Annotated in this window: 24 protein-coding genes; 12 read left to right on the top strand and 12 right to left on the bottom strand. The window is 72.1% G+C overall.

Annotated elements, in window-relative coordinates; translation table 11 throughout:
- Positions 1-76 precede the first annotated feature (76 nt).
- Together SCMU_RS00585 and SCMU_RS00580 are read right to left on the bottom strand one after the other, a co-directional pair.
- Complete coding sequence (locus SCMU_RS00585) at positions 77-367, bottom strand: hypothetical protein (RefSeq protein ID WP_229231036.1); 291 nt, start codon at positions 365-367, stop codon at positions 77-79.
- Positions 368-494: 127 nt separating this feature from the next.
- On the bottom strand, positions 495-1,277 hold the full coding sequence (locus tag SCMU_RS00580) for a sigma-70 family RNA polymerase sigma factor (protein ID WP_229231035.1): 783 nt from the start codon (positions 1,275-1,277) through the stop codon (positions 495-497).
- Positions 1,278-1,466: 189 nt separating this feature from the next.
- Between SCMU_RS00580 and SCMU_RS00575 the strand changes: the two genes are divergently transcribed.
- Positions 1,467-2,135, top strand: coding sequence for a TetR/AcrR family transcriptional regulator (locus SCMU_RS00575; protein WP_229231034.1), 669 nt, complete (start codon positions 1,467-1,469; stop codon positions 2,133-2,135).
- A 423-nt stretch (positions 2,136-2,558) separates the two neighbouring features.
- Here SCMU_RS00575 and SCMU_RS00565 read toward each other — a convergent pair whose 3' ends face one another.
- Positions 2,559-4,331 carry a glycoside hydrolase family 15 protein gene (locus SCMU_RS00565; protein WP_229231033.1) on the bottom strand — a complete coding sequence of 591 codons (1,773 nt, stop codon included), beginning with the start codon at positions 4,329-4,331 and terminating at the stop codon, positions 2,559-2,561.
- Positions 4,332-4,518: 187 nt separating this feature from the next.
- Here SCMU_RS00565 and SCMU_RS00560 point away from each other — a divergent pair, with 187 nt between their 5' ends.
- On the top strand, positions 4,519-5,535 hold the full coding sequence (locus SCMU_RS00560; protein WP_229231032.1) for an SDR family oxidoreductase: 1,017 nt from the start codon (positions 4,519-4,521) through the stop codon (positions 5,533-5,535).
- Positions 5,532-5,849 carry a hypothetical protein gene (locus tag SCMU_RS00555; RefSeq protein ID WP_229231031.1) on the top strand — a complete coding sequence of 106 codons (318 nt, stop codon included), beginning with the start codon at positions 5,532-5,534 and terminating at the stop codon, positions 5,847-5,849. The genes SCMU_RS00560 and SCMU_RS00555 overlap by 4 nt, the downstream gene beginning before the upstream one ends.
- Positions 5,850-5,974: 125 nt before the next feature.
- Here the strand turns inward: SCMU_RS00555 and SCMU_RS00550 are convergent, their stop codons facing one another.
- A complete protein-coding gene (locus tag SCMU_RS00550) occupies positions 5,975-6,898 on the bottom strand; it encodes a LysR family transcriptional regulator ArgP (protein ID WP_229231030.1) in 924 nt (307 codons plus the stop codon).
- 70 nt (positions 6,899-6,968) lie between these two features.
- Between SCMU_RS00550 and SCMU_RS00545 the strand changes: the two genes are divergently transcribed.
- The 4 genes from SCMU_RS00545 (at position 6,969) to SCMU_RS00530 (ending at position 9,941) form a co-directional block, all read left to right on the top strand.
- The gene (locus SCMU_RS00545; RefSeq protein WP_229231029.1) at positions 6,969-7,574 is read left to right on the top strand and encodes a LysE/ArgO family amino acid transporter; all 606 of its coding nucleotides are present in this window, start codon (positions 6,969-6,971) and stop codon (positions 7,572-7,574) included.
- 119 nt (positions 7,575-7,693) lie between these two features.
- The gene (locus SCMU_RS00540; protein WP_229231028.1) at positions 7,694-8,725 is read left to right on the top strand and encodes an acetylxylan esterase; all 1,032 of its coding nucleotides are present in this window, start codon (positions 7,694-7,696) and stop codon (positions 8,723-8,725) included.
- A 19-nt stretch (positions 8,726-8,744) separates the two neighbouring features.
- Positions 8,745-9,239, top strand: a complete 495-nt coding sequence (locus tag SCMU_RS00535; RefSeq protein WP_229231027.1) for a GyrI-like domain-containing protein — start codon at positions 8,745-8,747, stop codon at positions 9,237-9,239.
- Between the two features lie 30 nt (positions 9,240-9,269).
- Positions 9,270-9,941 (top strand): DNA alkylation repair protein, encoded by a 672-nt coding sequence (locus tag SCMU_RS00530; protein WP_229231026.1) that lies wholly within the window; start codon positions 9,270-9,272, stop codon positions 9,939-9,941.
- Between the two features lie 84 nt (positions 9,942-10,025).
- Here SCMU_RS00530 and SCMU_RS00525 read toward each other — a convergent pair whose 3' ends face one another.
- Genes SCMU_RS00525 through SCMU_RS00510 form a run of 4 tightly spaced genes read right to left on the bottom strand, consistent with a single transcriptional unit; the run spans position 10,026 to position 13,643 of the window.
- Positions 10,026-11,375, bottom strand: a complete 1,350-nt coding sequence (locus SCMU_RS00525; protein ID WP_229231025.1) for an MFS transporter — start codon at positions 11,373-11,375, stop codon at positions 10,026-10,028.
- Positions 11,372-11,809, bottom strand: a complete 438-nt coding sequence (locus tag SCMU_RS00520) for an SRPBCC family protein (RefSeq protein ID WP_229231024.1) — start codon at positions 11,807-11,809, stop codon at positions 11,372-11,374. The genes SCMU_RS00525 and SCMU_RS00520 overlap by 4 nt, the downstream gene beginning before the upstream one ends.
- Positions 11,810-11,847: 38 nt before the next feature.
- Complete coding sequence (locus tag SCMU_RS00515; RefSeq protein WP_229231023.1) at positions 11,848-12,669, bottom strand: ABC transporter permease; 822 nt, start codon at positions 12,667-12,669, stop codon at positions 11,848-11,850.
- Between the two features lie 2 nt (positions 12,670-12,671).
- Positions 12,672-13,643, bottom strand: coding sequence for an ATP-binding cassette domain-containing protein (locus tag SCMU_RS00510; RefSeq protein WP_229231022.1), 972 nt, complete (start codon positions 13,641-13,643; stop codon positions 12,672-12,674).
- Between the two features lie 159 nt (positions 13,644-13,802).
- On the opposite strand from SCMU_RS00510, the gene SCMU_RS00505 reads away from it, so the two are divergent.
- The 3 genes from SCMU_RS00505 (at position 13,803) to SCMU_RS00495 (ending at position 17,100) form a co-directional block, all read left to right on the top strand.
- Positions 13,803-15,239 carry an aldehyde dehydrogenase family protein gene (locus tag SCMU_RS00505; protein WP_229231021.1) on the top strand — a complete coding sequence of 479 codons (1,437 nt, stop codon included), beginning with the start codon at positions 13,803-13,805 and terminating at the stop codon, positions 15,237-15,239.
- 140 nt (positions 15,240-15,379) lie between these two features.
- Positions 15,380-16,693 carry a serine/threonine-protein kinase gene (locus SCMU_RS00500; protein WP_229231020.1) on the top strand — a complete coding sequence of 438 codons (1,314 nt, stop codon included), beginning with the start codon at positions 15,380-15,382 and terminating at the stop codon, positions 16,691-16,693.
- Entirely contained in the window at positions 16,690-17,100 is a 411-nt protein-coding gene (locus tag SCMU_RS00495; RefSeq protein ID WP_229231019.1) for a hypothetical protein, read from the top strand. The genes SCMU_RS00500 and SCMU_RS00495 overlap by 4 nt, the downstream gene beginning before the upstream one ends.
- 48 nt (positions 17,101-17,148) lie before the next feature.
- Here SCMU_RS00495 and SCMU_RS00490 read toward each other — a convergent pair whose 3' ends face one another.
- The 3 genes from SCMU_RS00490 to SCMU_RS00480 form a co-directional block, all read right to left on the bottom strand.
- Positions 17,149-17,691 (bottom strand): SRPBCC domain-containing protein, encoded by a 543-nt coding sequence (locus SCMU_RS00490; protein WP_229231018.1) that lies wholly within the window; start codon positions 17,689-17,691, stop codon positions 17,149-17,151.
- 42 nt (positions 17,692-17,733) lie between these two features.
- Positions 17,734-18,555 (bottom strand): oxidoreductase, encoded by an 822-nt coding sequence (locus SCMU_RS00485; RefSeq protein ID WP_229231017.1) that lies wholly within the window; start codon positions 18,553-18,555, stop codon positions 17,734-17,736.
- Between the two features lie 175 nt (positions 18,556-18,730).
- Positions 18,731-19,036 (bottom strand): rhodanese-like domain-containing protein, encoded by a 306-nt coding sequence (locus tag SCMU_RS00480; RefSeq protein WP_229231016.1) that lies wholly within the window; start codon positions 19,034-19,036, stop codon positions 18,731-18,733.
- Between the two features lie 133 nt (positions 19,037-19,169).
- On the opposite strand from SCMU_RS00480, the gene SCMU_RS00475 reads away from it, so the two are divergent.
- Complete coding sequence (locus SCMU_RS00475; protein WP_229231015.1) at positions 19,170-19,427, top strand: metal-sensitive transcriptional regulator; 258 nt, start codon at positions 19,170-19,172, stop codon at positions 19,425-19,427.
- Positions 19,428-19,528: 101 nt separating this feature from the next.
- Positions 19,529-20,755 (top strand): aminotransferase class I/II-fold pyridoxal phosphate-dependent enzyme, encoded by a 1,227-nt coding sequence (locus SCMU_RS00470; RefSeq protein ID WP_229231014.1) that lies wholly within the window; start codon positions 19,529-19,531, stop codon positions 20,753-20,755.
- A 72-nt stretch (positions 20,756-20,827) separates the two neighbouring features.
- Here the strand turns inward: SCMU_RS00470 and SCMU_RS00465 are convergent, their stop codons facing one another.
- On the bottom strand, positions 20,828-22,282 hold the full coding sequence (locus SCMU_RS00465; protein ID WP_274602906.1) for a DUF5129 domain-containing protein: 1,455 nt from the start codon (positions 22,280-22,282) through the stop codon (positions 20,828-20,830).
- Positions 22,283-22,410: the final 128 nt, after the last annotated feature.

The following is a 22,410-nucleotide window of genomic DNA, read 5'->3' as shown; positions in this document are numbered from 1 at the left end:
AGATACAGCTGGTACTCATGCCGGCGGGTGCCCGGGCCGGCGGACGGGCGCGGCGGGGGCCGTGCCGGCCTGGGGTTCAGGCGCTGTCCGTGCCCGTCGATTCCTCTGCGGGCTCCTCCCGGGGCGAAGACGCTCCGCTGAGGGCCTGGAAGTCCAGGCCGTGCTCATGCAGCGCGTCCAGGAGCACGTCCTCTTCGAGGGCCAGGTCAGCCGTCGGCTTCCCCGCCTCGGCCGTGCTCCTCAGGGCCGCGTCGGTCAGTGCAAGCTGCACGACCAGATCCCTGGCGCTGGCCGCAGCGTCCGCGTCTGCGGGGCCGACATGCCTGGGCACGCCCGGGCCCTCCTCGGGCTGTGCGGTGCTGCTCATTGTCCTCCGTTCTCCTACCACTTCTTCCACTGCTGCTGTCTCCCTCTGGCCGTGGACCGGCGCTGCCCCGATGACTGGGGCCCAGCGCCTGCCGGGTCACGGGCCGATTTGGATGTCCGGACCGGTTTCAGGCCGCGATACGGAGTCGCATCCTGTCCAGGAGGCGGCGGAGCAGGCGTGAGACCTGCATCTGGCTCACCCCGAGCACGGCGGCGATCTGGGCCTGGGTCAGCTCGTCCACGAAGCGCAGCCTGACGAGCCGGCGGTCGTCTGCGGATGCGCCCTTGAGCGCCGCCGCCACGAGCAGGCGCTGTTCGACCGCCTCGAACCCGGGATCGTCCACTGGGACGATGTGCGCCGCCCGGACGTCCTCGGCCTCGCCTGTGGAGTCGAGGGGCTCGATCGGGACGCCGCCCATGGCACGATTCGCGCCGAGCGCCTGAGTGACATCGTCGGCCGAGCACCCTGCGGCCTGCCCGAGTTCGGCCCGGCTCGGCTCCCGGCCGAGGTCCTGGGCGATCCCGTCCCGGGCCCGGTTGACCCGCAGGCGCAGCTCCTGGAGGGAGCGTGGCGGGCGCACCACCCAAGAGGTGTCCCGCAGGTGGCGCTTGATGCTTCCTGTGATCGTGGGGACCGCGTAGGGCAGGAAGCCGTGCCCGGCCCCGGGCCGGTAGCGCCGGGCCGCCGTGACGAGGCCGAGCCGGGCGGCCTGGCGCAGGTCCTCCACGTCCCCGCCGGGGACGCGGTACCGGCGGGCCAGCGCGTCGGCGAGGCCCAGGTACTTGAGCACGAGCTCGACGGGGCTCTCGCCGCCTCCGGCGGCTTCCTCACCCGCTCCGTGCCCGCCCGGGGCCGGGCCGTGTCCCGGGGCACCGGTGAGGATCCGCAACCGGCCCTCTGACCAACTCACAGCGACCTGCACTCTCCGCGCCGCTGGAGTGCGGCGCCCGGTCTGTAGCCGTCCACCACGGGCCGCTGGATGCGTGGCCCGTTGGCCGGTGTCCCGCTCAGGACGATACAGACCAGTCTGTCTCGTCCGTTCGTCGAGATCAGAATGTGCCAGACAGACCTGTCTGTCTAGGGTGCTAGAATCGTCTATATGGACGGTTTGGACGGGGGCCCGGCCCCTCAGGCCACGGCACGCAGACCGGCCCGCGAGCGGATCCTCGAGACGGCCTACGGGCTCTTCGCCAGACGGGGTATTCGTGCCGTCGGGATCGACGAGATCATCGCGCACTCGGGCGTGGCGAAGGCGACCTTCTACCGGCATTTCCCCTCCAAGGATGCACTCGTGCTGGCCTACATGGACCGCTGGTACCAGGTGCGCCACGACGCGATCGAGGAGGCCATAGCCCACGCGCACGGCCCGGACGACGCCCTGCTTGCGGCCTTCAACGTGCTCGACGACTGGTTCAGCCGCGGCGCGGCCGAGGTCAACACGTTCCTCCACGTGGTGATCGAGTTCGGGCCGAACCACCCGCTCGGGCGGGCGGCCATGGAGCACCTCGCGGCGATCCGCGGCCGCCTCGCCGCCCTCGCGGCCGCCGCGGGACTGAACGACCCCGAGGGCTTCGCCTGGTCCTTCCACATCCTGACCAAGGGCGCGATGGTCGCCTCGATCGAAGGCGACCACAAGGCCGCGGCCCGCGCCCGAAGCCTCGCCCGCGCGCTCATCGACCTCCATCGGCCCGACACGCGCGGGCACCCGGACCACGACGGGCACCGCCGCGCCGGCTCGATCCCCCGACGTGGCACGCCGGGTCCCTAGGCCCGGACTGCCTGGGGACGCCGCGCGCCGGTGCCCGCTGGTAGAACGGGACGATGGACCAGAACGAGGCGCCCCTTGTTGATTGCAGCTCCCTGTCGATCAAGGCCGCGGTCCTTGCCGTTGCTGCCGGGAAGGGCGACCTGCTGGTCAGCCGGGACGCGCACAAGTCGATCGTCGCGGGGCTGGTCTTCTCCGGGATCCAGCCGCGCTGGATCCCGGCCCCGTTGGGACCCGGAACTGCATCTGGGTCACCCGTCCGCGCCGCCGGACGTGGAGGCGATGTGGGAGCGCTACCCGGACGCGACCGGCTCCAGGACGTCCGGTTCAGGGCAGCTCCGCTCCCGCCCCGAGCCGGCGTCAGATTCGCCGTGGTCCTCCAGAGCCTGGAACTCCAGTCCAAGCTGATGCAGATGCCGGAGCGGCTCAGGCGCCCGGCCTGCGCCACGGCGGCGGATCGTCCGCGAGGCGCCGGGAGGCCTCGAGCATCGCGGCATGGACGAACGCCTGCGGGAAGTTGCCGCGCAGCTGGCGCTGTGCGACGTCGTACTCCTCCGTGTACAGTCCCGAGGTGCTGCACGCAGCCCGGTGACGCTCGAAGAAGCGCGCAGCACGGAGGGGATCGCCGCTCCGGTGGAGCGTCATCGCGAGGTCGAACCCGCACAACATGAAAGCACCCTCGGCCTCGTCGAGCGGCCTCTCGTCCTGCCGGAACCGGTAGACGAACCCGTTGCGGACGAGATCCTCCTGGACAGCGGCCAAGGTGGCAACCGAGCGCGGATCCTCGGGCGCGAGCGCGCCGCGCAGCACGGGACGCAGCAGCGCCGCGTCGACCCGATCGTCGTCTGGGGCGCGCTGCCAGCGACCGCTCGGGTGCAGGCAGTCCTTGGTCACGTTGGCGATCAGCTCGTCGGCCTGTGAGGTCCAGCGGGAGCCCTGGGCCGCGGGGGCGTGCCGGCCGATGGCCCGCAGCCCGGCCGCGCACATGAGCCGGGAGTGCGCCCAGCGATGCGGATGCAGCTCCCAGATCCCGGCGTCCGCCTCGCCGTGGCGCTGCATGATCGCGTCCACTGCGATCTCGGCCGCCTTCCACTGCTCGGGGTCGAGCCTGTCGTGGTCTGCCGCGGCGGCAAAGAGGAGGAGCGCCTCGCCGAATGCGTCGAGCTGGAACTGGCCGTTGACCCAGTTTCCCGCCCGGCCGGACCCGCCCGGATAGCCCGGCAGCCCGACGTCGTACTCGTCGGGGACCTGCCCTCCGTCCACGGTGTATGCCGGGCGCATCTTCGGCCCGTCCTCGTGCAACCTCGCGGCGACGAACGTGACGGCGTCGTCGAGCAGCGGGAACTCCCCGCACGCCGCCACCGAGAGGCCGGCGAAGCACTGGTCTCGGATCCACGCGTAGCGGTAGTCATAGTTGCGCTTCTGCTCCGCGCGCTCGGGCAGGTCCATGGTGGCTGCGGCCACCATGGCGCCCCCAGTGCCGGTGAGGCCACGGAGCACCGCGTAGGACTGGCGCGCACTGTCCGGCGCGATCGTGTTGTCGAACCGGGGCATCAGCTGGCGCCAGCCTCGCTCGGTGGTGCTCCAAGCCTCGTCGGGGCGCACGAGATCGGTCGGCAGTTCGGCGTCGGAAACCTCCAGGACCAGATCGTGGTGCGCACCCTCGGGGAGCCGAACGGTGAACTCGAGGGCACGCTCCGTGGTGTCGGGTTCGAGGACTCCGGCGATCCTGATTCTCAGTGGCCCGCTGCGCGCCGACCAGGCGTCTTCGCCGTCCTGGGCGAGCCGGGACATGCGGTGACGGCCGAACCCCGCGCGCACGTCCGCCACCACGTTCACCTCGGCCGGCCCGCGCACGGCCCGGATCCTGCGCAGGATGACGGCCCGGTGCGGGTCGCCCGGATAGGCGAGGGCCTCTCGGCACTCGATGATGCCACCGGACGTGATCCACCGGCTGATCCAGATGAGGGTCCCATCCTCGTACCGCCCGCCCCAGACGTAGCGGGGATCCGTGGGGGTGACGGCGAAGCACCCCGGTCCGCCAAGCATGGACGAGAACACGGCGTCACTGTGCCACGCCGGCGCGCACATCCAGGCGATGTCTCCGCGTGGACCGAGCAGGGCGGCGCGCCGCCCGTCAGCGATCATGGCGTACTCGCGGAGGACGTGGGGCGGGAAGTCCTCGGCACCACCGACCATGCCAGCAGGCTAGGACCGTGGTTGCGCTGACGCAACGATTCACGCGTGCCGGCTCGCGGCGCCCCATGTTTTCGCGGGCCACTTGCGGGTAGGCAATGGTCGTCGCGGGGTAGGCAATGGCCGCCACAGTGCGGCGGCCCGACCGCCCGCACCTCGGACTCTGGCAAGCACCGAAGGAGAGGTCCAGATGGGAGCAGCACGTCGCATCGTCGTCGTCACGGGGGCAAGCGGAGGGATCGGCCGGGCCTCGGCGGTCGCGTTCGGGAAGGAGGGCGACGCCGTCGCTCTCCTCGCGCGGGGCGAGGAGGGCCTCGCGGCGGCAGCCGCAGACGTCGAGGCCGCCGGCGGGACGGCCCTGCCGATCCCCGTCGACGTCGCAGACGCCGAGGCCGTCGACGCCGCAGCCGAACGGGTCGAACGGGAGCTCGGGCCGATCGACGTGTGGGTCAACGTCGCCTTCACCTCGGTCTTCTCGCCCTTCCACGAGATCAGCCCGGAGGAGTACAAGCGGGTCACCGAGGTCAGCTACCTCGGCTTCGTCTACGGCACCATGTCTGCCCTGCGCCGGATGCGGCCGCGCGACCGGGGGACGATCGTGCAGGTCGGCTCGGCGCTGGCCTACCGCGGCATCCCCCTCCAGACGGCCTACTGCGGCGCCAAGCACGCCATCCAGGGCTTCAACGAGTCCCTCCGCACCGAGCTGCTGCACGATCGCAGCGGCATCCGAACGACCATGGTCCAGATGCCGGCCGTCAACACGCCCCAGTTCTCGTGGGTGCTCTCGCGCCTGCCCAACCACGCCCAGCCGGTGCCGCCCATCTACCAGCCCGAGGTCGCCGCCCGCGGAGTCGTCCACGCCGCGGCGCATCCCAAGAGGCGCGAGTACTGGGTCGGGGGGAGCACCGCGGCCACGCTCATCGCCAACGCCGTGATGCCCGGGGTCCTGGACCGCTATCTGGCCAGGACGGGCTTCAAGGCACAGCAGACCCAGGACCCGCGGGACCCGGACCAGCCGGTGAACCTCTGGGAGCCGGCCGACGCCGAACGGGACTTCGGCGCGCACGGGGTGTTCGACGCGAAGTCCTCCCCGCGCAGCTTCCAGCTCCTCGCCTCGCAGAACCACGGGCTGGCCGCCGCGGCGGTGGGAGTGGCCCTCGCCGGAGGCGTCGCCGCCGCCAGCGCACTCCTGCGGAGGTCCCGTTGAGGCCGCTGGAGACTGTCCGGGCGGCGTACGGGACGGTCGAGCTGCTCGCACCGGGAGCGGTGGAGCACCTGCTCCTCGGCCACCGGCCGGACGAGAGGGCACGGACGGTGATCCGAATCCTCGGGGCCCGGCACCTTCTCCAGGCCCTCGTGACCGCGCGCGGCGGCCCCGCGCTCCACCGCCTGGGCGGCGGCGTCGACATCGTCCACGCCGTCACGATGGCGGCGCTGGCGGGCGCCGATCCGAAGCGGCGCCGCGCCGCGGCCATCAACGCAGCGATCGCACTGGTGTTTGCGGCCGGGGAGCTCCGCTGAAGGGCTGGCCTTCTGGTCGGGGTTGCAGTGGGTATCCCGAGGTCCGTCCGCAAATGTTGAGCTGAGCAGGGTCAAGCGCCTCCGTACCCAGCTCAACTCAACATTCGCGGGGGTTTCGACTCCGCTCAGCCGCCGGGGCGCCGCAACAAGGCGGATGCACGCACGACGGCGGAACTCACCTCCTCGAGTCCCGGCGAGTCGAGCGTCCACGACTGCCAGTACAGCTCGAGGTCCTCGCTCCAGGCGGGGTCGAGCTCCCCGAGCTCCCCGTCAGGGTCCTGCTGGTCCGGCACCATCCCCCACCCGAGCCCGCCCCGCACGGCCTCGACGTACTGCACGGAGTCCGGGATGAAGTGCTGCGGCGGCGTCGCGTCGGGGGCCACCCGGGCGAGCAGGGCGAGCTGGTGCGTGTCCTTGCGGTCGTACTGCATGACGGGCGCGGCCGCGAGCGCCTCGGGCGTCGGGCCGTCCGGGAACCAGCGCCGGATGAACTCCGCGGAGGCCTTGGCCCGGTAGACCATCGTCCCGAGCGGCCGCACGCTGCACCCCTGCACGGGCCGCGGGTCCGCAGTGATCGCCCCCACCGCGTCGCCGGAGCGCAGCAGGTCCGCGGTCGCGTGCTCGTCGTCGCGGAGAAGCTCGACGGCGATGCGCCCTCCCAGCGCGATCTCGCGGATCGCCGGCGGCAGCCACGTCGCAATGGAGTCTGCGTTGGCCACGATCGGCACCCGCAGTCGCTCGGTGACGGTCCCCGCTGATGGCGACCCGCCGGCGTCGTGCGCTGTGCTGTCCCAGCCCGGTGAGCGGAGCGCGAGCAGCGCCTCGTCAGCGAGCAGGACCAGCTGCCGGGCCGAGCGGAGGAGCCGCTCCCCCGCCGGAGTGGGCACCACGGGTTTGAGCCGGCGCACCAGGACGCTGCCCACGCTGCGCTCGAGCGCCTTGATCCGCTGGCTCACGGCCGAGGGAGTGATGCGGAGCTCGTCCGCGGCGGCCTCGAACGTCTCCTGGTCCACGACGGCGGCCAGCGCCCGCAGCTGCTCCAAGTCCATGAAGAGATGCTAATGCAGATTCAGATATCGTGAGTTGATCTTCATATGAGGCGTACGTACCGTCGGAGGGGTGTTCCTCTCCTACCTCACCGGCCTCGGCGCGAGCCTCGGGCTCATCGTGGCCATCGGCGCCCAGAACGCGTTCGTACTCAGGCAGGGGATCAAGCGCGAATGGGTCCTGCCCGTTGTCCTCGTGTGCACTCTCAGCGACGCCGCCCTGATCTTTTCCGGCGTGGCCGGCATCGGCGCCGTCGTGCAGGGCGCACCGGCGCTGCTGCAGGTGATCCGCTGGATCGGCGTGGCGTTCCTCGTGACGTACGGGTTCTTCGCCGCCAAGCGCGCGCTGCGGCCCGGAACACTGCACGCGGCCTCCGGCCGCGGCAACGGGACGCTGTGGGCCACGATCGCGACGACGCTCGCGCTCACGTGGCTCAACCCCCACGTGTACCTCGACACCCTCGTGCTGCTCGGCTCGCTCGCGAACGCCCAGGGCGACGGCCGCTGGGCCTTCGGCTTCGGCGCCGCGACCGCAAGCGCGGTGTGGTTCCCACTCCTCGGGTACGGGGCGCGGGCGCTGAGCGGGTTCTTCGCGCGGCCGGCGGCGTGGCGTGTGTTGGACGGGTTCGTCGCCGTACTCATGTGGAGCCTCGCGGCGATGCTCGCCTTCGGCGGGTGACGGCGAGCGCGCGCGACGGCGCGTGGCTGGCCCGCCGCTCACCGACGGAACACATCCCATCTCCGATCCAGTAGGCTCGGTCACACCCCATACCGATCTCCTCCAGGAGCAGCCCGGCCATGCCAGCCCTCGATTTCCCACTCGACACGCTCCGCACGTACCGGGGCTCCGCCACGGTGCCCGAGGACCTCGGAGACTTCTGGGACGCGACACTCGCCGACGCGAGGGCGCTGCCGCTCGAGGTCGTGCTCGAGCCCGTCGACACCGGCCTCGAGCTCGTCGACACCTTCGACGTGACGTTCACGGGCTTCAGCGGGGCCCGGATCAAGGCCTGGCTGCACCTGCCCGCGAGCGCCCGGGGGGACGTGAGGGCCCGGCCGCTGCCCGCCGTCGTGCAGTATGTGGGCTACTCGGGCGGGCGCGGATTGCCGCACCAGGACACGGTGTGGGCGCAGGCCGGCTGGGCGATGCTCATCATGGACACGCGGGGCCAGGGCTATGGGGGACTCTCAGGCGACACGCCGGACCCGCATCCGAGCGCCGGCGGGAACACGTACCCCGGGCTGATGACGCGCGGGATCCACGATCCGGCCGAGTACTACTACCGCCGCCTCTACACGGACGCCGTGCGCGCGGTCGAGGCAGCGCAGTCGCTCGACGTCGTCGACGCCTCGCGCATCGTGGTGCACGGCGTCTCGCAGGGCGGCGGACTCGCGATCGCCGCCGCCTCCCTCGCCGCGCGGGCGGGGATCGAGGGCATCATCGCGTGCCTGCCGGACGTGAACTTCCTCTCCGACTTCCGCCGCGCGCTCGACGTCGCCACCGCCGGCCCGTATCCCGAGATCGAGCGCTTCCTCGTGCGCCACCGGGACCTCGCGGAGACCGCTCTGCGCACGCTGGACTACTTCGACGTCGCGCTCCTGGCGCGGTGGGCGACGGCGCCGGCCTCCTTCTCGGTTGCGCTGCGGGACGAGGTCTGCCCGCCGTCGACCGTCTACGCCGCGTTCAACAACTACGGCGAGGACGCCCCCGCCGGCACCCGCCCGCCCAAGGACATCACCGAGTGGCCGTTCAACAACCACGAGGGCGGGGGCGAGCACCAGGTCGCGATGCACCTGCACCGGCTCGGGGAGCTCCGCAGCGCGCCGTAGCGGCGGCTAGAATCGCCGCATGCCGCCCGCCGTCGTCGTCCGAACGGTCCCTCCCCGCACGCTCGCGGCGGTCCGACGCGAGGTCCCGCCGGACGAGGTCCGGACGGCCTGGGGGCCCGCGATCAGCCTGGTCTGGGAGTTCGTGCGCGCACGGCCCGGGCTGTGGGCGGGCGGGCACAACGTCTTCGTGTACCACCGGCCGGAGGCGCCGGGCGCGCCGCTCGTGTGCGAGTTCGGCGTCGAGGTCACGGGTGCGTTCGCGGCCTCGGGCGAGGTCTCCGCGACCGAGACTCCCGGCGGCGAGGCCGCGGTGGCGGTCCACCGCGGGCCGTACGGGCGCCTGAACGAGGCCTATCTGGCCATCGAGGAGTGGATGGCAGCGAACGGCCGGGAACCTGCCGGGCACTCCTGGGAGATCTACGGGGACCCGGCGCCGGATCCGGCGGACACCGAGACCACGGTGGTGCAGCTCCTGGTCCTGCCGCAGCAGCCCCCGTCGTCGGCCCGGTCCTAGGCTGGACCGAGGACGATGGGAGGCCAGGGGATGACGACGACTCCAATGCTGTCCGAGGTGATGGCCGAGCTGGCCGCGCTCGAGGACCCCAGGGCGCGCGAGGCGAACGAGAAGCGCGGCGACGACCACGGCGTGAACCTCGGGAGCCTGCGGGCGCTGGCCAAGCGCCTCAAGACCCAGCCGGACCTCGCCCGCGAGCTCTGGGCCACCGGGAACACGGCCGCACGGCTGCTCGCGATCCTGGTCAGCAGGCCCGCGGCGTACGGGCGGGACGAGCTGGACGCCATGCTGCGCGAGGCCCGGGCGCCGAAGGTCCACGACTGGCTCGTGAACTACATCGTCAAGAAGGGCCGGCACGCCGAGGACCTGCGCGTGGCCTGGAGCGCCGACCCCGATCCCGTGGTCGCGAGCGCGGGGTGGGCGCTGACCGCCGAGCGGGTGGCCAAACGGCCCGAGGGGCTCGGCCTGGCGGCCCTCCTGGACACGATCGAGGCCCAGATGAAGGACGCTCCGGACCGCCTGCAGTGGGCCATGAACACGTGCCTGGCCCAGATCGGGATCGAGCACCCCGAGTTCCGCGCCCGCGCCCTCTCGATCGGCGAACGCCTCGGCGTCCTCAGGGACTACCCCACCCCGCCGGGCTGCCTCTCCCCCTACGCGCCGGTCTGGATCGGCGAGATGGTGCGCCGGCGGGAGAGCTGAGCACGTCCGGCTGGACACAACCCACGCCCTCTTCGGGCGGTTTCGGGCCGAACGGGGCGGCGAATTGTGCTCGGCGGCACCCCTTCAGGCGGCCACGGGCTCCTGGGTGCGCGCCCGCGGCAGGAAGAACAGGCTCGCCGCCGCGGCGAAGCACAGCACCGCGGCGGACATCCACGCCGTCATGTAGGTGCCCGTCACCTCGCGCCCCCACCCCGCCAGGAACGCGCCCACGCCGGCGCCGACCATGTGCGAGGCGAACACCCAGCCGAACACCACGGAGCTCTTCGCGACCCCGAAGTGCTCGCGGCACAGCGCGACCGTGGGCGGGACGGTCGCGACCCAGTCGAGCCCGTAGAACACGATGAACACCCACAGCGGCGGCTCCACCTCGGGCCCAAGCAGCGCGTTGACCGTCAGAAGCGAGGCGCCGCGCAGCGCGTAGTACGCCACGAGCAGGATCCACGGCCGCACGCGGTCGGTGAGCCAGCCGGACGCCACGGTGCCGACCACGTCGAACACGCCGATGAGCGCGAGCAGCCCGGACGCGGTGGTGGCGGGCATGCCGTGGTCGTGGGCCGCGGGGATGAAGTGGGTCTGCATGAGCCCGTTGGTGCTCCAGCCGCACACCCAGAACGTGAACAGCAGGATCCAGAAGGCCCGCGAGCGCAGCGACTCCCGAAGCACCGCGAGCGCCTCGGCCGCCGCGTTCCGGCGCACGACGGCGGGCGCCTCGCCCGGCTGAGGCGAGGCGGCGCCGTCGTGCGCTTCCACCGCGGGAACCGCGGCGCCGTACGGCAGGGCCCCCACCTCCGCGGGCGAGTTCGCGAACGGCCACGCGAGCAGGGGAACGATGGCGAGCGCGAAGACGGCGACGAGGAGGGCGGCGGTGCGCCAGCCCTCGTGCGCGGCCAGGTGCACCACGACGGGCAGGAAGATGAGCTGCCCACAGGCGTTCGCGGCGGAGAAGAAGCCCATCACGAGGCCGCGGCGCGCGGCGAACCACCGGTTGGCCACGACGGCGCCGAACACGAGGGCGAGCATGCCCGTCCCGACGCCGATGAACGCACCCCATAGGACCCACAGCTGCCACGCGGCGGTCATGAGCGTGGTGAGGCCGCTGCCGGCGGCGACGAGAAGGAGCGCCGCCGCAACGACCTTGCGCAGCGTGAACCGCTCCATGAGCACGGCGGCGAACGGCGCCACGAGTCCGTAGACCACGAGGTTGGCGGTCACCGCGCCGGACGTCTCGGCGCGGGTCCAGCCGAACTCGGCCTCGAGCGGCTCGAACAGCGCGCCCGTGGTCGAGCGGAACGCCGCTGCGGCCACGAGCGCGAGCAGCGTCACGCCCGCCACGAGCCACGCGCGGTGCAGCCCCCCGCGCCCGGCCCCGCGCACGACGCCGGGCCGCCCCTCGCGCTCGGACGTCTCGGTCACGCGCCGCTCCCCTCGGGGGCGCGCTCCTGGCCTCCGCTCGCGCCGGATTCGAGGACGCGCTTGAGGGCCTCGAGGTCGGCCCGGACCGCGGCGGCGTCGGCCTCGAAGGCCTCGGTCGCGACGCCGTCGGCGCGACGCAGGTGGAACACGGCGAGGCTGTGGGGGCCGTCGGCGAGGATGCGGAACTGGTTCAGGGTGGTTGAGCCGTCCGGGAGGGTGACCTCGTGATCGAGGATCCCGGCGGTGACGTCGCCCACGAAGCGGACCTCGACCGGGCCCATCGGGGAGTCGGCGAGCCAGCGGCCGTCCTCCTCGCGGATCCCCGCGGCGAGGCCCGCGGCCCAGCGGGGCAGGTTGGCGGGACTTCCCGCGAACGCGGACACGGCTCGAGGCGAGAGGGCGATCGGGACGCTCAGGTGGCGGAACTCGGACACCCGAACAGGGTACGACGAGGCGGCGGGCCGATGGGTCCCTACGTCCGCCGGCCGAACCCCCGCACGGCGAGGGCAACGAAGATTCCAGCGAACACGACCGTGATGCCGACCTCGGTCCAGATCGACAGGGTCCAGCCGAGGATCGTCACGTCGCTCGGGAAGCGTGCCAGCGCGGCCGCGGGAAGCTGCTGGGCCGCGAAGACCACGGAGCGCAGCGGGGCCACCGCGTAGGTCAGCGGATTGAGGCGGGTGAGGACGTCAAGCCACCACGGAAGGCCCGCGAGCGGGAACAGCGCGCCGGAGAGGAAGATCATGGGCAGCAGCACGAGCTGCATGACCATCTGGAACCCCTCCATCCTGCTGATCCGGCTCGCGACGAAGACACCGAACGCCGTGAGCGAGACGGCCATGAGGAACTCGAGGGCGATCACTTCGGCGACCGTCAGGGCGGTGAGCGTCACCCCGACGAGTGGAGCGAGGACCAGCATGATGGTCCCCTGCCCGGTCGCCACGGTCGCCCCGCCCGCGGTCTTGCCCACCACGAGCGCCCAGCGCGGCACTGGGGCCACGAGCATCTCGCGCAGGAACCCGAACTCGCGGTCCCAGACGATCGAGATGGCGCTGAAGATGGACGTGGAGACCACGCTCATCGCGACGATGCCGGGGAAGACGAACTTGCGGAAGTCCAGGCCCCCGGTGGACCCGACGAGGCCGCCCATGCCGTACCCGAGCACGAAGAGGAACAGCAGCGGTTGGGCCAGACCGGTGAAGATCCGCGAGGGAGTGCGCGCGTAGCGGATGAGCTCGCGCTGCCAGACCATGCCGACGGTGCCCGCGGACACCGCGCCGCGTGCCTGCACGGCTACCTCCTGCTCCGCCACGCGGGCGGGAAGCCCTGCGGCTGCTCTGCCTGATCGCGGATCTGCCGGCCCGTGTAGTGCAGGAACATGTCGTCGAGCGACGGCTCGTGGACCTGCGCGGACAGCACGCTTCCTCCCAGCAGCGCGATCACGGCGGGCAGCTCGGTCGCCGCATCGGCCGTCTCGACAGACACCCCCGCCCCGACCGAGCCGCAGCGGTAGCCAGCGGCCTCGAGCGCGAGCCGGGCGGCGCCGTCGTCCGCGGTGCGCAAGATGATGCTCTCGGCCCCGGCCGCGGCCTTGAGTTCCTCGGGGGTGCCCAAGGCGATGAGGCGGCCGTGGTCGATGATCCCGATCCGATCGGCCACCTCGGCCTCATCCATGTAGTGCGTCGTCATGAAGACCGTGACGCCCTCGTCCCGGCGCAGCGCGAGGATGTCCTCCCACATGACGGTGCGCGTCTGCGGGTCGAGGCCGATGGTCGGCTCGTCGAGGAACAGCACTGCCGGCGTGTGCAGCATGGCCCGCGCGATCTCGAGCCGCCTCGCCATCCCGCCCGAGAAGGTCGCGACGAGGTCCTTGCGGCGGCTCCCGAGCCCCACGAGCTCGAGGACGTGCTCAATCCGGAGCGTGCGCTCGGACCGCGGCACGCCGTAGAGCACGGCATGGAAGCGCAGGTTCTCCTCGGCCGTGAGCTGCTTGTCGAGGGTCGTCTCCTGGAACACGAGGCCGATGTGCGCCCGGACCTGCTGCGCGCTGCGGACCACATCGAACCCCGCCACGCTCGCCGAGCCGGCGGTGGGCGCAGCGAGGGTGCACAGGACGTTGATTGCGGTCGACTTCCCGGCGCCGTTGGGCCCGAGGAACGCGAACACCTCGCCGTGCGCAACGTCGAAGCTCAGATGGTCGACGGCGGTCACCTCGCCGAACGCCTTGACCAGATCGCGGACCTGGATGGCCGGCACTCCGTTCACGAGACCGAGCGTAGGCGCGTGCCTCCGAGCGCGTTAGGGCCGATGTGCCCGGTCGAACTGTGCGTTCTCCGACAAGTCCCCGGCACCCGCGGTCAAGCACGACGGCGCGCCGCGGCCGATGCTGGGAGGGACACCTTGGACTCGACGAGGAGGACACCCATGGAGACTCTGCAGACCACTGATTCACTGCTGGCCGATTCCCTTCTGGCTGCGATTGCCCCCGCCGAGGGGGCCCCCGGGCGGGAGATCCTGGACCCGGCCACGGGCGAGACCGTGGGCACCGCCCCTGAGCACACGGTGGCGGACCTCGAGGCCGCGGTCGCGACGGCGAAGGCCGCCCAGCCGGGCTGGGCCGGGCTGGGCCACGAGGCCCGCTCGCAGGCCCTCCTGGCCGCTGCGGACGCGGTGGAGGCTCACGCCGAGGAGCTGGCCCGGCTGCTCTCCCGCGAGCAGGGCAAGCCGCTGAACGGCCCGAATGCCCGGTTCGAGGTCGGCGCCTGCGCGGCGTGGCTGCGTGCAACCGCCGCGACCGTGCTCGAGCCCGAGACGGTCGTCGAGGCCGACGGGTCCAAGGCCGTCCTGCAGTACCGGCCGCTCGGGGTCGTCGGGGCGATCGGGCCGTGGAACTGGCCGATGATGATCACCGTCTGGCAGGTCGCCCCGGCCCTGCGGATGGGCAACACCGTGGTGGTCAAGCCCTCCGAGTACACCCCGCTGTCCGTGCTCGCGCTCGTGCGGGTCCTCAACGAGGCCCTCCCGGACGGGGTGCTGCAGGTGGTCTCCGGCGGCCGCGAGGTCGGCGCGGGCCTGTCCTCCCACCCGGGAATCGCCAAGGTCATGTTCACCGGCTCCACCGCCACGGGCAAGGCGATCATCCGCTCCTCCGCGGACACCGTGAAGCGCCTGACCCTCGAGCTCGGCGGCAACGACGCCGGCATCGTCCTGCCCGACGCGGACCCGGCCGCGATCGCCGAGGGCCTGTTCTGGGGCGCGTTCATCAACACCGGGCAGACCTGCGCGGCCCTCAAGCGCCTCTACGTCCACGAGGACATCTACGACGCCGTCTGCGCCGCCCTCACCGCCTACGCCAAGGACGTCCCCATGGGCGTGGGCCTGGACGAGGCCAACGTGCTCGGCCCCCTGCAGAACAGGGCCCAGTACGAGATCGTCGCCTCCCTGGTCCAGGCCGCGAAGGACGCCGGGGCCCGCGTCCTCCTGGGCGGCGACCCCGACGAGGACGACCCGGGCCACTTCTACCCCACCACCCTCGTGGCGGACATCGACAACGCCAATCCGCTCGTGGCGAGCGAGCAGTTCGGCCCCGCCCTGCCCATCGTCAGGTACTCCACCATCGACGAGGCCGTGGAGATGGCCAACGGCGTCGAGGTCGGCCTCGGCGCCTCCGTCTGGTCCGCGGACCCGGCCGCCGCCCGGGAGGTCGCCAACCGCCTCGAGTCCGGCACCGTCTGGATCAACAACCACGGGGCCGTGAACCCCATGGCCCCCTTCGGCGGCGCCAAGCAGTCCGGGTATGGCCTCGAGTTCGGCGTCGAAGGCCTCAAGGCCCTCGGCCAGCCCCAGGTCATCCACGGCTAGGAGTCCCGGGTTACCAGAAGGTCCGGCGGCGCGCAGCAGGTCGCGCCGCCGGACCTTCCATCATGTGGATGCCGGCGCCCGCTGCCCTCCGGGTCCACTAGGCTTGACCGGGTGTGACCGCGGGCGAGGGAAGGCGGGACGTGGCCGAGAGCGACACCGAGTTGGAGCCTGTCCTCCTCGGCGGCAGGTACCGCCTCCTGGAACTCGCCGGAAGCGGCGCGATGGCCACCGTGCACCGGGCCCACGACGAGGTCCTCGGGCGCGATGTGGCGGTGAAGACGTTCCGCGCCCACGCCCCGGATCCCCGCCATGAGGAGCGCCGCCGCAGCGAGATGCGGGTCCTCGCGCGCCTCGACCACCCGGGCCTCGTGCGGCTCTATGACGCCGGCACCGACACTCAGGCGGACGGGACGGCCCAGGTTGTCTACCTCGTCATGGAGTTCGTCGTCGGAACGGACCTGCGGCACCGGCTCATGGGCGGTCCGCTCGCGCCCGACGACGTCCGGCGGCTGGGCGGCGAGCTCGCCGCGGCCCTCGCGTACGTCCATGCGCTCGGGTTCGTGCACCGGGACATCAAGCCGGCCAACATCCTCGTCGCCGACGCGGTGTCCGGGCGCCAGGGGCCCGCGAAGCTCACTGACTTCGGGATCGCCCGCCTCACCGACGCCTCGAGGCTCACCCAGACCAACACGACGATCGGCACCGCGAACTACCTGAGCCCCGAGCAGGCGCGCGGCGAGATGGTCGGCCCCGCCTCGGACATCTACTCGCTCGGCCTCGTGCTTCTCGAGGCCCTCAAGGGGTCCATGGAGTTCACGGGGGGCGCCGTCGAGGCCGCCGTGGCGCGCCTCATGCGTTCCCCCCAGATCCCGGCCGCCCTCGGAGACTTCTGGGTCACGCTCCTGACGCGCATGACGGCGCAGGACGCCGCCGACCGGCCGGACGCCGCCGAGGTGGCGCGCGTCCTGCGCGGCGAGGTCGCCGCCGGGGACGCCGTGCCCACCCGGGCCCTCGCCCCCAGGGGCGCGACGGGCTCGGCGACACAGGTCATGCCCGCATCCGCGGCCGCACCGCAGACCCGACAGACACCCCATCTGGCACGGACGAGCGCGCTGGGCGCGGTGCAGGGCCCTCCCCACACGCGCGCTTGGCAGCCCGAGGGCCTTGTGCCCGAGCTGGCGCCGGAGCCTCCCGAGGTCGCCGACGGTGCGGCGTCGCCGACGCGACCGCGCAACGGAAGGCGCGCCCCGGGCACACGGGCGCCACGCCGTGGCCTGGTCTGGGCGGCCGTCGCCGTGCTCGTCGTCTCGGCGCTCCTGGTGATCGTGCCGCTCGCGCTCCGGGCGGCCGCCCCGGCTCCGCCGCCGGACCTGCCGCCGCTGCCGGGCTCCCCGTCGGTGTCCGGCCAGCTCGGTGCGGATCTGGACCAGCTCGAGAGGAGTGTGCGGCCGTGACCGCCCGTCGTCTCCGGACCGTCGCCGTCCTGGGGCTCGCCGCGACGCTCGTGGCCGGGTGTGCCCCCGCGCAGTCGGCGGTGAGCCCGGATGTCTCCTCGCGCCTGGCCACGTCCGCGCAGCAGCTCCGCACCGATGCCGCGTCCGGCCGCTACGGAGAGGGCATGGCCCAGCTCGACTCCCTGGAGCGGGAGGCGAAGGCCGCGTCGGGGAGCGGGAAGATCAGCGCCGAACGGTCGTCGCAGATCCTCGACGCCATCGCGGCAGTGCGCTCGGATCTCCAGACCCTCGAATCGGCTGCCCGCCCGGCCCCGGCCCCAACGGCCGAGCCGACGCCGACCGAGGACCTGACTCCCACGCCGGCCCCCGAGCCGACCAAGGGCAAGGGCAGGGCGAAGAAGCCGTAGTGGTCACCCAGGCGTCCCGGGACAACTGACCGCCCCGGGAGCGCCGCCTCAGGCGTCTCGGCCGGGGATCGGGGCGCCGCTCGGCAATCCGGCCTCGACGTACCCCTCGTACAGGGCACCCCAGTCCAGCGGCCCGTCCGGGCCGGGAGCCGCATGCGGTCCTGCGGGGACCACGCCCCCGAGCTTCTTGGCGAGCTCGCCGAGGCACACGTGCCAGCCGGCGGCGTTGCGGGCGGCCGACGAATTGTCCGCGAGCCAGTTCCGAAGCGTCAGCTCCACCTCGGTGTCCGAGCCTTCCACGAGGAACTCCATGAGGTCGCCGCCCCACTCGAAGGCCCACCGGCGCGGCGGCTCCCAGGCGACGATCCGGCCGGTGCTCGCTGGCGCTTCCGCGCCAGCGTTCGGATCCCCGCTGAACGTGACCGTCTCCGCCTCGTGATCGAGGGCGACGGCGGACGGGAACCACCCGTCGAGCCCCTCCGGTGTGCTCACGGCCGCCCAGGCCTGCTCCGCGCTCACCGGATAGGACCGGATGAACGTCACCGCGCCGCGTCCCTCCACCTCCGCGTACTGGCCGTCAAGCTCGTCCATGCCGCGCCCCTTCATGTGCGATTCGGAATACATTCATATGCGCTAGTGGCGATATATGGCCCGGACGAGTAGGTCGTAGGCCCGGTCCGGCAGGACCTTGCGCAGGGCCAGCAGCGGCTTCGCACCCGCGCCGGCCCGGTATCGTGGCGCGGGCCTGGGCGACCGGACCGCCTCGACGATCGCCCTCGCGACCACATCGGGCGAGGAGCCCATTCCGCGCCTGTCCGCCATCTTCATGACGCCCGCCACGCGCCGGGCATTCTTCGCATACGGCCCGCTTCCGGAGGTCGCGAGGAGCCCCTCCCGCGCAATCCCGCTCCACTCGGTCCTGATGGACCCCGGCTGGATCACGATGACGCGCACCCCGAAGGGCCGCAGCTCGATCCGCAGGGAGTCGGAGAGGCCCTCGACCGCGAACTTCGTGGCGTGGTACCAGGAGCCGAGCGGCTCGTAGAACTGCCCGCCCATCGAGGAGACGTTGACGATGGTCCCCGAGCGGCGCTCCCTCATCCCGGGCAGCACGAGCTGGGTGAGGCGGGCGAGGCCGAACACGTTGACCTCGAACTGCCGCCTGCCCTCCTCCAGCGGCACCTCCTCGAGGGAGCCATACGAGCCGTAGCCCGCGTTGTTGACGAGCACGTCGATCCTGCCGGCCTCGGCCAGGACCTTCCGAACACCGTCGGTGAGCGACGGGTCGTCCGTGACGTCGAGCGCGAGGAGGCGCGCGCCGTCGTGCGCAAGGGCCTCCATCCGCTCCACGCGCCGCGCTGCGGCATAGACGGTGTAGCCCACGCCGAGGAGGGCGCGGACGGTGGCCTCGCCGATCCCGCTCGACGCGCCGGTGACGAGTGCAACCTGCTGCATAGCGCCCACGCTACCCCGAGGCTTCCCCGACGGCACACGAAACCCCGCCGAGTATCGGGCCATGGTGGGAAGGGGGGACCCCACCATGGCTCGATACCCCGCGGGGTTTCACTAGTTTACCCAACGGTAACGGGGAAAACCATGCCCCGGGCCGGCCAATTGCCCGGGGGCCCGATCAGGCCGGGCTCACGACCGGGCGGCCTTCGTCGTGCCACTGCATCATGCCGCCAGCCATGCTGTAGACCTCGAAGCCGAGCGACCCGAGGGCCTCCGCGACCCGGCCGCTGCGGTTGCCGGAGCGGCACACGACGTAAACGGGGCGGGCCTTGTCAAGCTCGTCGAGGCGGCTGGGGATCTGTCCCATGGGGATATGACGCGCGCCGGGGACCATGCCCTCGGCTACCTCGAAGTCCTCGCGGACGTCGATCACCTGGGCGGTCTCGCCGGCGGCGGCGGTCTGAGCGGTCGTGGCCTCGATCATGTGTGGCTCCTCCGGGGTCTGTCGGTTCTGAACGCCTCTTAAGTGTGCAATACCCCTGGGGGTATGTCAAAATACCCAGAGGGGTACAATGGAATGTTCCCTCGGGACACCCCGTGCACAGAAAGAAGACGCCATGAACGTTGAACCCGAGTCCATGAAGTCCGCCGTCAACCGCCTCAAGCGCGCTCAGGGCCAGCTCAACGCCGTGGTCCGGATGCTCGAGGAAGGGCAGGACTGCAAGTCGATCATCACACAGCTCTCGGCCGTCTCGAGTGCCGTGGACCGGGCTGGCTTCAGCATCATCGCCACCAACCTGCAGCAGTGCCTGACGAACCCCGAGCGCGGCGGCGATGTGGCCGAGCTCGAGAAGATGTTCCTCAGCCTCGCCTAGTCCGCGGCCCGAGCCTGGCCTGCTTCCCTCGCGCGTGCGGCCCTTCCGCCTGCCTCCCTTCCGCCTGCCGCGGGGCGCACCGCTGTGACAAGCTGGGGCCTATGAGCCCACGCCGCCTCGCGCCCTCGTCCCGCTCCCAGGTGCCGCCGTTCGCGGTCATGGACATCCTCGCCCGGGTCGATGCGCTCCGGGCGCAGGGCCGCGACGTCGTGAGCCTGTGCGCCGGCGAGCCCTCGGGCGGCGCGCCGGCGGCCGTCTCGGCGCGCGCCGCGGAGATCCACGCGTCCGGGCGGGCACTCACGTACACGCCGGCCCTCGGCACTGCCGAGCTGCGCACGGCGATCGCGGGCCACTACCGCCGCTGGTACGGGCTCGACGTCGATCCTGGCCATGTCGCCGTGACCACAGGATCGTCGGGGGCGTTCGTGCTCTCGTTCCTCGCCTCATTCGAGGCCGGTGACCGCGTGGCCCTGGCCCGCCCCGGCTACCCGGCATATCGGAACATCCTCACGGCGCTCGGGTGCGAGGTCGTCGAGCTCGACGCCGGGCCCGACACCCGCTACCAGCCCACCCCCGCGATGCTCGACGCCGCCGCCTCCGAGCGCGGGCCGCTCGCCGGTGTGGTGCTCGCCTCGCCCGCCAATCCGACGGGGACGATGGTCAGCCGGGACGAGCTGACGGCGATCGCGGACTGGTGCGCGGCGAACGGGGCGCGGCTCGTGAGCGATGAGATCTACCACGGCATCACGTACCCCGGGGCCGCCGGCGCCGACGAGCGGAGCCCGCGCGGGGTGTGCGCGTGGGAGCTGGCCGGGGAATCCGCCCGGGAGGCGATCGTCATCTCCAGCTTCTCGAAGTACTGGGGCATGACGGGCTGGCGGCTCGGGTGGGCGCTCCTGCCGGACGAGCTCGTGGGCGCCGTCGATGCCCTGGCGGGCAACGTGGCACTGTGCCCGCCCGCGCCGTCGCAGCTCGCCGCAGTCGAGGCGTTCTCGCCGGAGTCGTATGCGCAGGCCGACGCGTGGGTCGCCGGCTACGCCCGCACGCGGCAGACCCTCCTCGATTTCCTCCCCTCCCTCGGGTGGGGCCCGGCCGCCCCTGCCGACGGAGCGTTCTACCTGTACGCAGAGCTCGGGGACCAACTCGCCCGGTTCGGGGACTCGCGCGAGTACGCCCGCCAGCTGCTGGAGTCCGAGGGCGTGGCGCTCGTGCCGGGCACCGACTTCGATGCCGTGCACGGCGGCCGCGCGGTGCGTCTCTCCTTCGCCGCGGGGCAGGCCGCGGTCGAGGAGGCCATCGCGAGGATCCTCAGGTTCCAGGGGGCGTAGTCCCGGGCAACGGGCATCGGCGCGGACTGCTGCCCCTCCCCCGGGCGCGGCGGCGTGTCCTGCGGGCCGGGGTCAGAAGCCCGATGAGCTGCCCGAGCCGGAGAAGCTCCCCCCGCTCCCGCCGTATCCCGTGCTGGATGACGAGCGGGCGGAGTCGACCGCCGAGTAGCCCGCCGAGATGCCGCTGTTGAAGCTCACGATGCTGATCACGGGCAGCTGTGGGTACGCCACATCGAGGATGCTGCCCCGGGTCCGATGGCTTGAGCGCCATGACGAGGTCGATGCGTCAAGCTTCTTCCGCATGAGGTCCCGTTCCTTCTGGTTCTTCGCATGCTCGTCGATGACCGCGACCGCGTGCCGGTCGAGGAGTTCGCCGAGCTTCTCCCTCTCGGCCCTGAGCCCGTCCAGGGCGCCCTCCGGTGTGACGCTGCGGTCCTCGAGTCCGGCCCCGAGGCGCTCGATCTGGGCACGGGAGAGCCCCGCCCCCGCCCGGAGCGCCTGGGCGGTCTCGGGAGTGCCCTCGGTGCGCTCCTGGGCGAGCATGCCATCGATGCCGTCGAGCTGCTCGATGAGATCGTCCGTCTGGTTGCGCCATGCAGTCCGCCAGCGGGAGTCGAGGTTGAGGATCGAGTTGGTGTCCGCGATGGCGTCGTCGAGCCCGTCGAGGGTCTGTGCGATCTCCTCGTACTGTCTGGCCTCCTTGAGGCTGGACCTGCGGGACCGTTCCCGAGGGCCCATGGGCTCGAGCCGGTCCCTCAGCTGGGTCGCCTCGCGGTGCTGTGCCCTGAAGCTGTGCCACTTCTCGAGGACGAGTCCGCCGTAGGAAGAGGACTCGGGGATGGTGGACGCGTTGAGCTCCGTCTCCTCGAGTTTGAGGGTCACGGAGGAGTACGAGGAGTCGCCGGACTTCATGGCCTCGTCGAACTTCTTGCGCCGCCATGCTCGGATACCGATCCACGTGCCGGCTCCCCCGAGTCCCACGAGCCCCACGGCACCGGCGCCGATGAGTGCGCCGGGGGACAGGTACCACGGCCGCGCGATGCGGGACGCGGCGGACTTCACCCCGGCGATCGTCCCGTCGGTCCACTGGGCAGCGCGGAACAGGTCCTTCGTGTCGTCCTGGATGGCCCTCTGCTCGTCGAGGCCCACCTTGCGGTCCTCACCGAAGTACGTCCCGACCTGCCTGCCGGTCGTGTCGAGGGCGAAGATGAACAGGCCATCGGCCCACTTCTGCCCGTCGGCGCTGATCCACTCCGGGTGGTTCGCCCTGGCGAACTGCAGCACGGCCTCGTTGAGGTTGTCGCCGGCCTTGCCGGCACGGGTGAAGATGACGACCTTGGTCGGCACGTAGAACGAGATCTTCGCGAGTGCCGAATCCAACTGAGGCCGGTAGAGGCCCCCGCCGTGTCCTCGACCACCACCGAGGTGGGCGGGTCGGCGAGGGCGGCCGGCGGGTTCAGGCCGCCGAGCATCGACGTGAGCACCGCTGCGCCCACGATGGCCGCCATGAGCAGTCGCGAAAGCCACTTCATCCCTGTGCCCCCACCGTTCCCCCTCGTTGCGTGCGGCCCGCGGCGGGCCTACAGCGCCAGCCTACGCACCGGCGTCGTGCGTCCGCACCCGGCCAAGGTCCCTATGTGGATAGCAGCGTGGGT

The sequence above is a fragment of the Sinomonas cyclohexanicum genome, from assembly GCF_020886775.1.
Lineage (GTDB): Bacteria > Actinomycetota > Actinomycetes > Actinomycetales > Micrococcaceae > Sinomonas > Sinomonas cyclohexanicum.
This window is presented reverse-complemented; position numbering and strand designations above follow the sequence as displayed.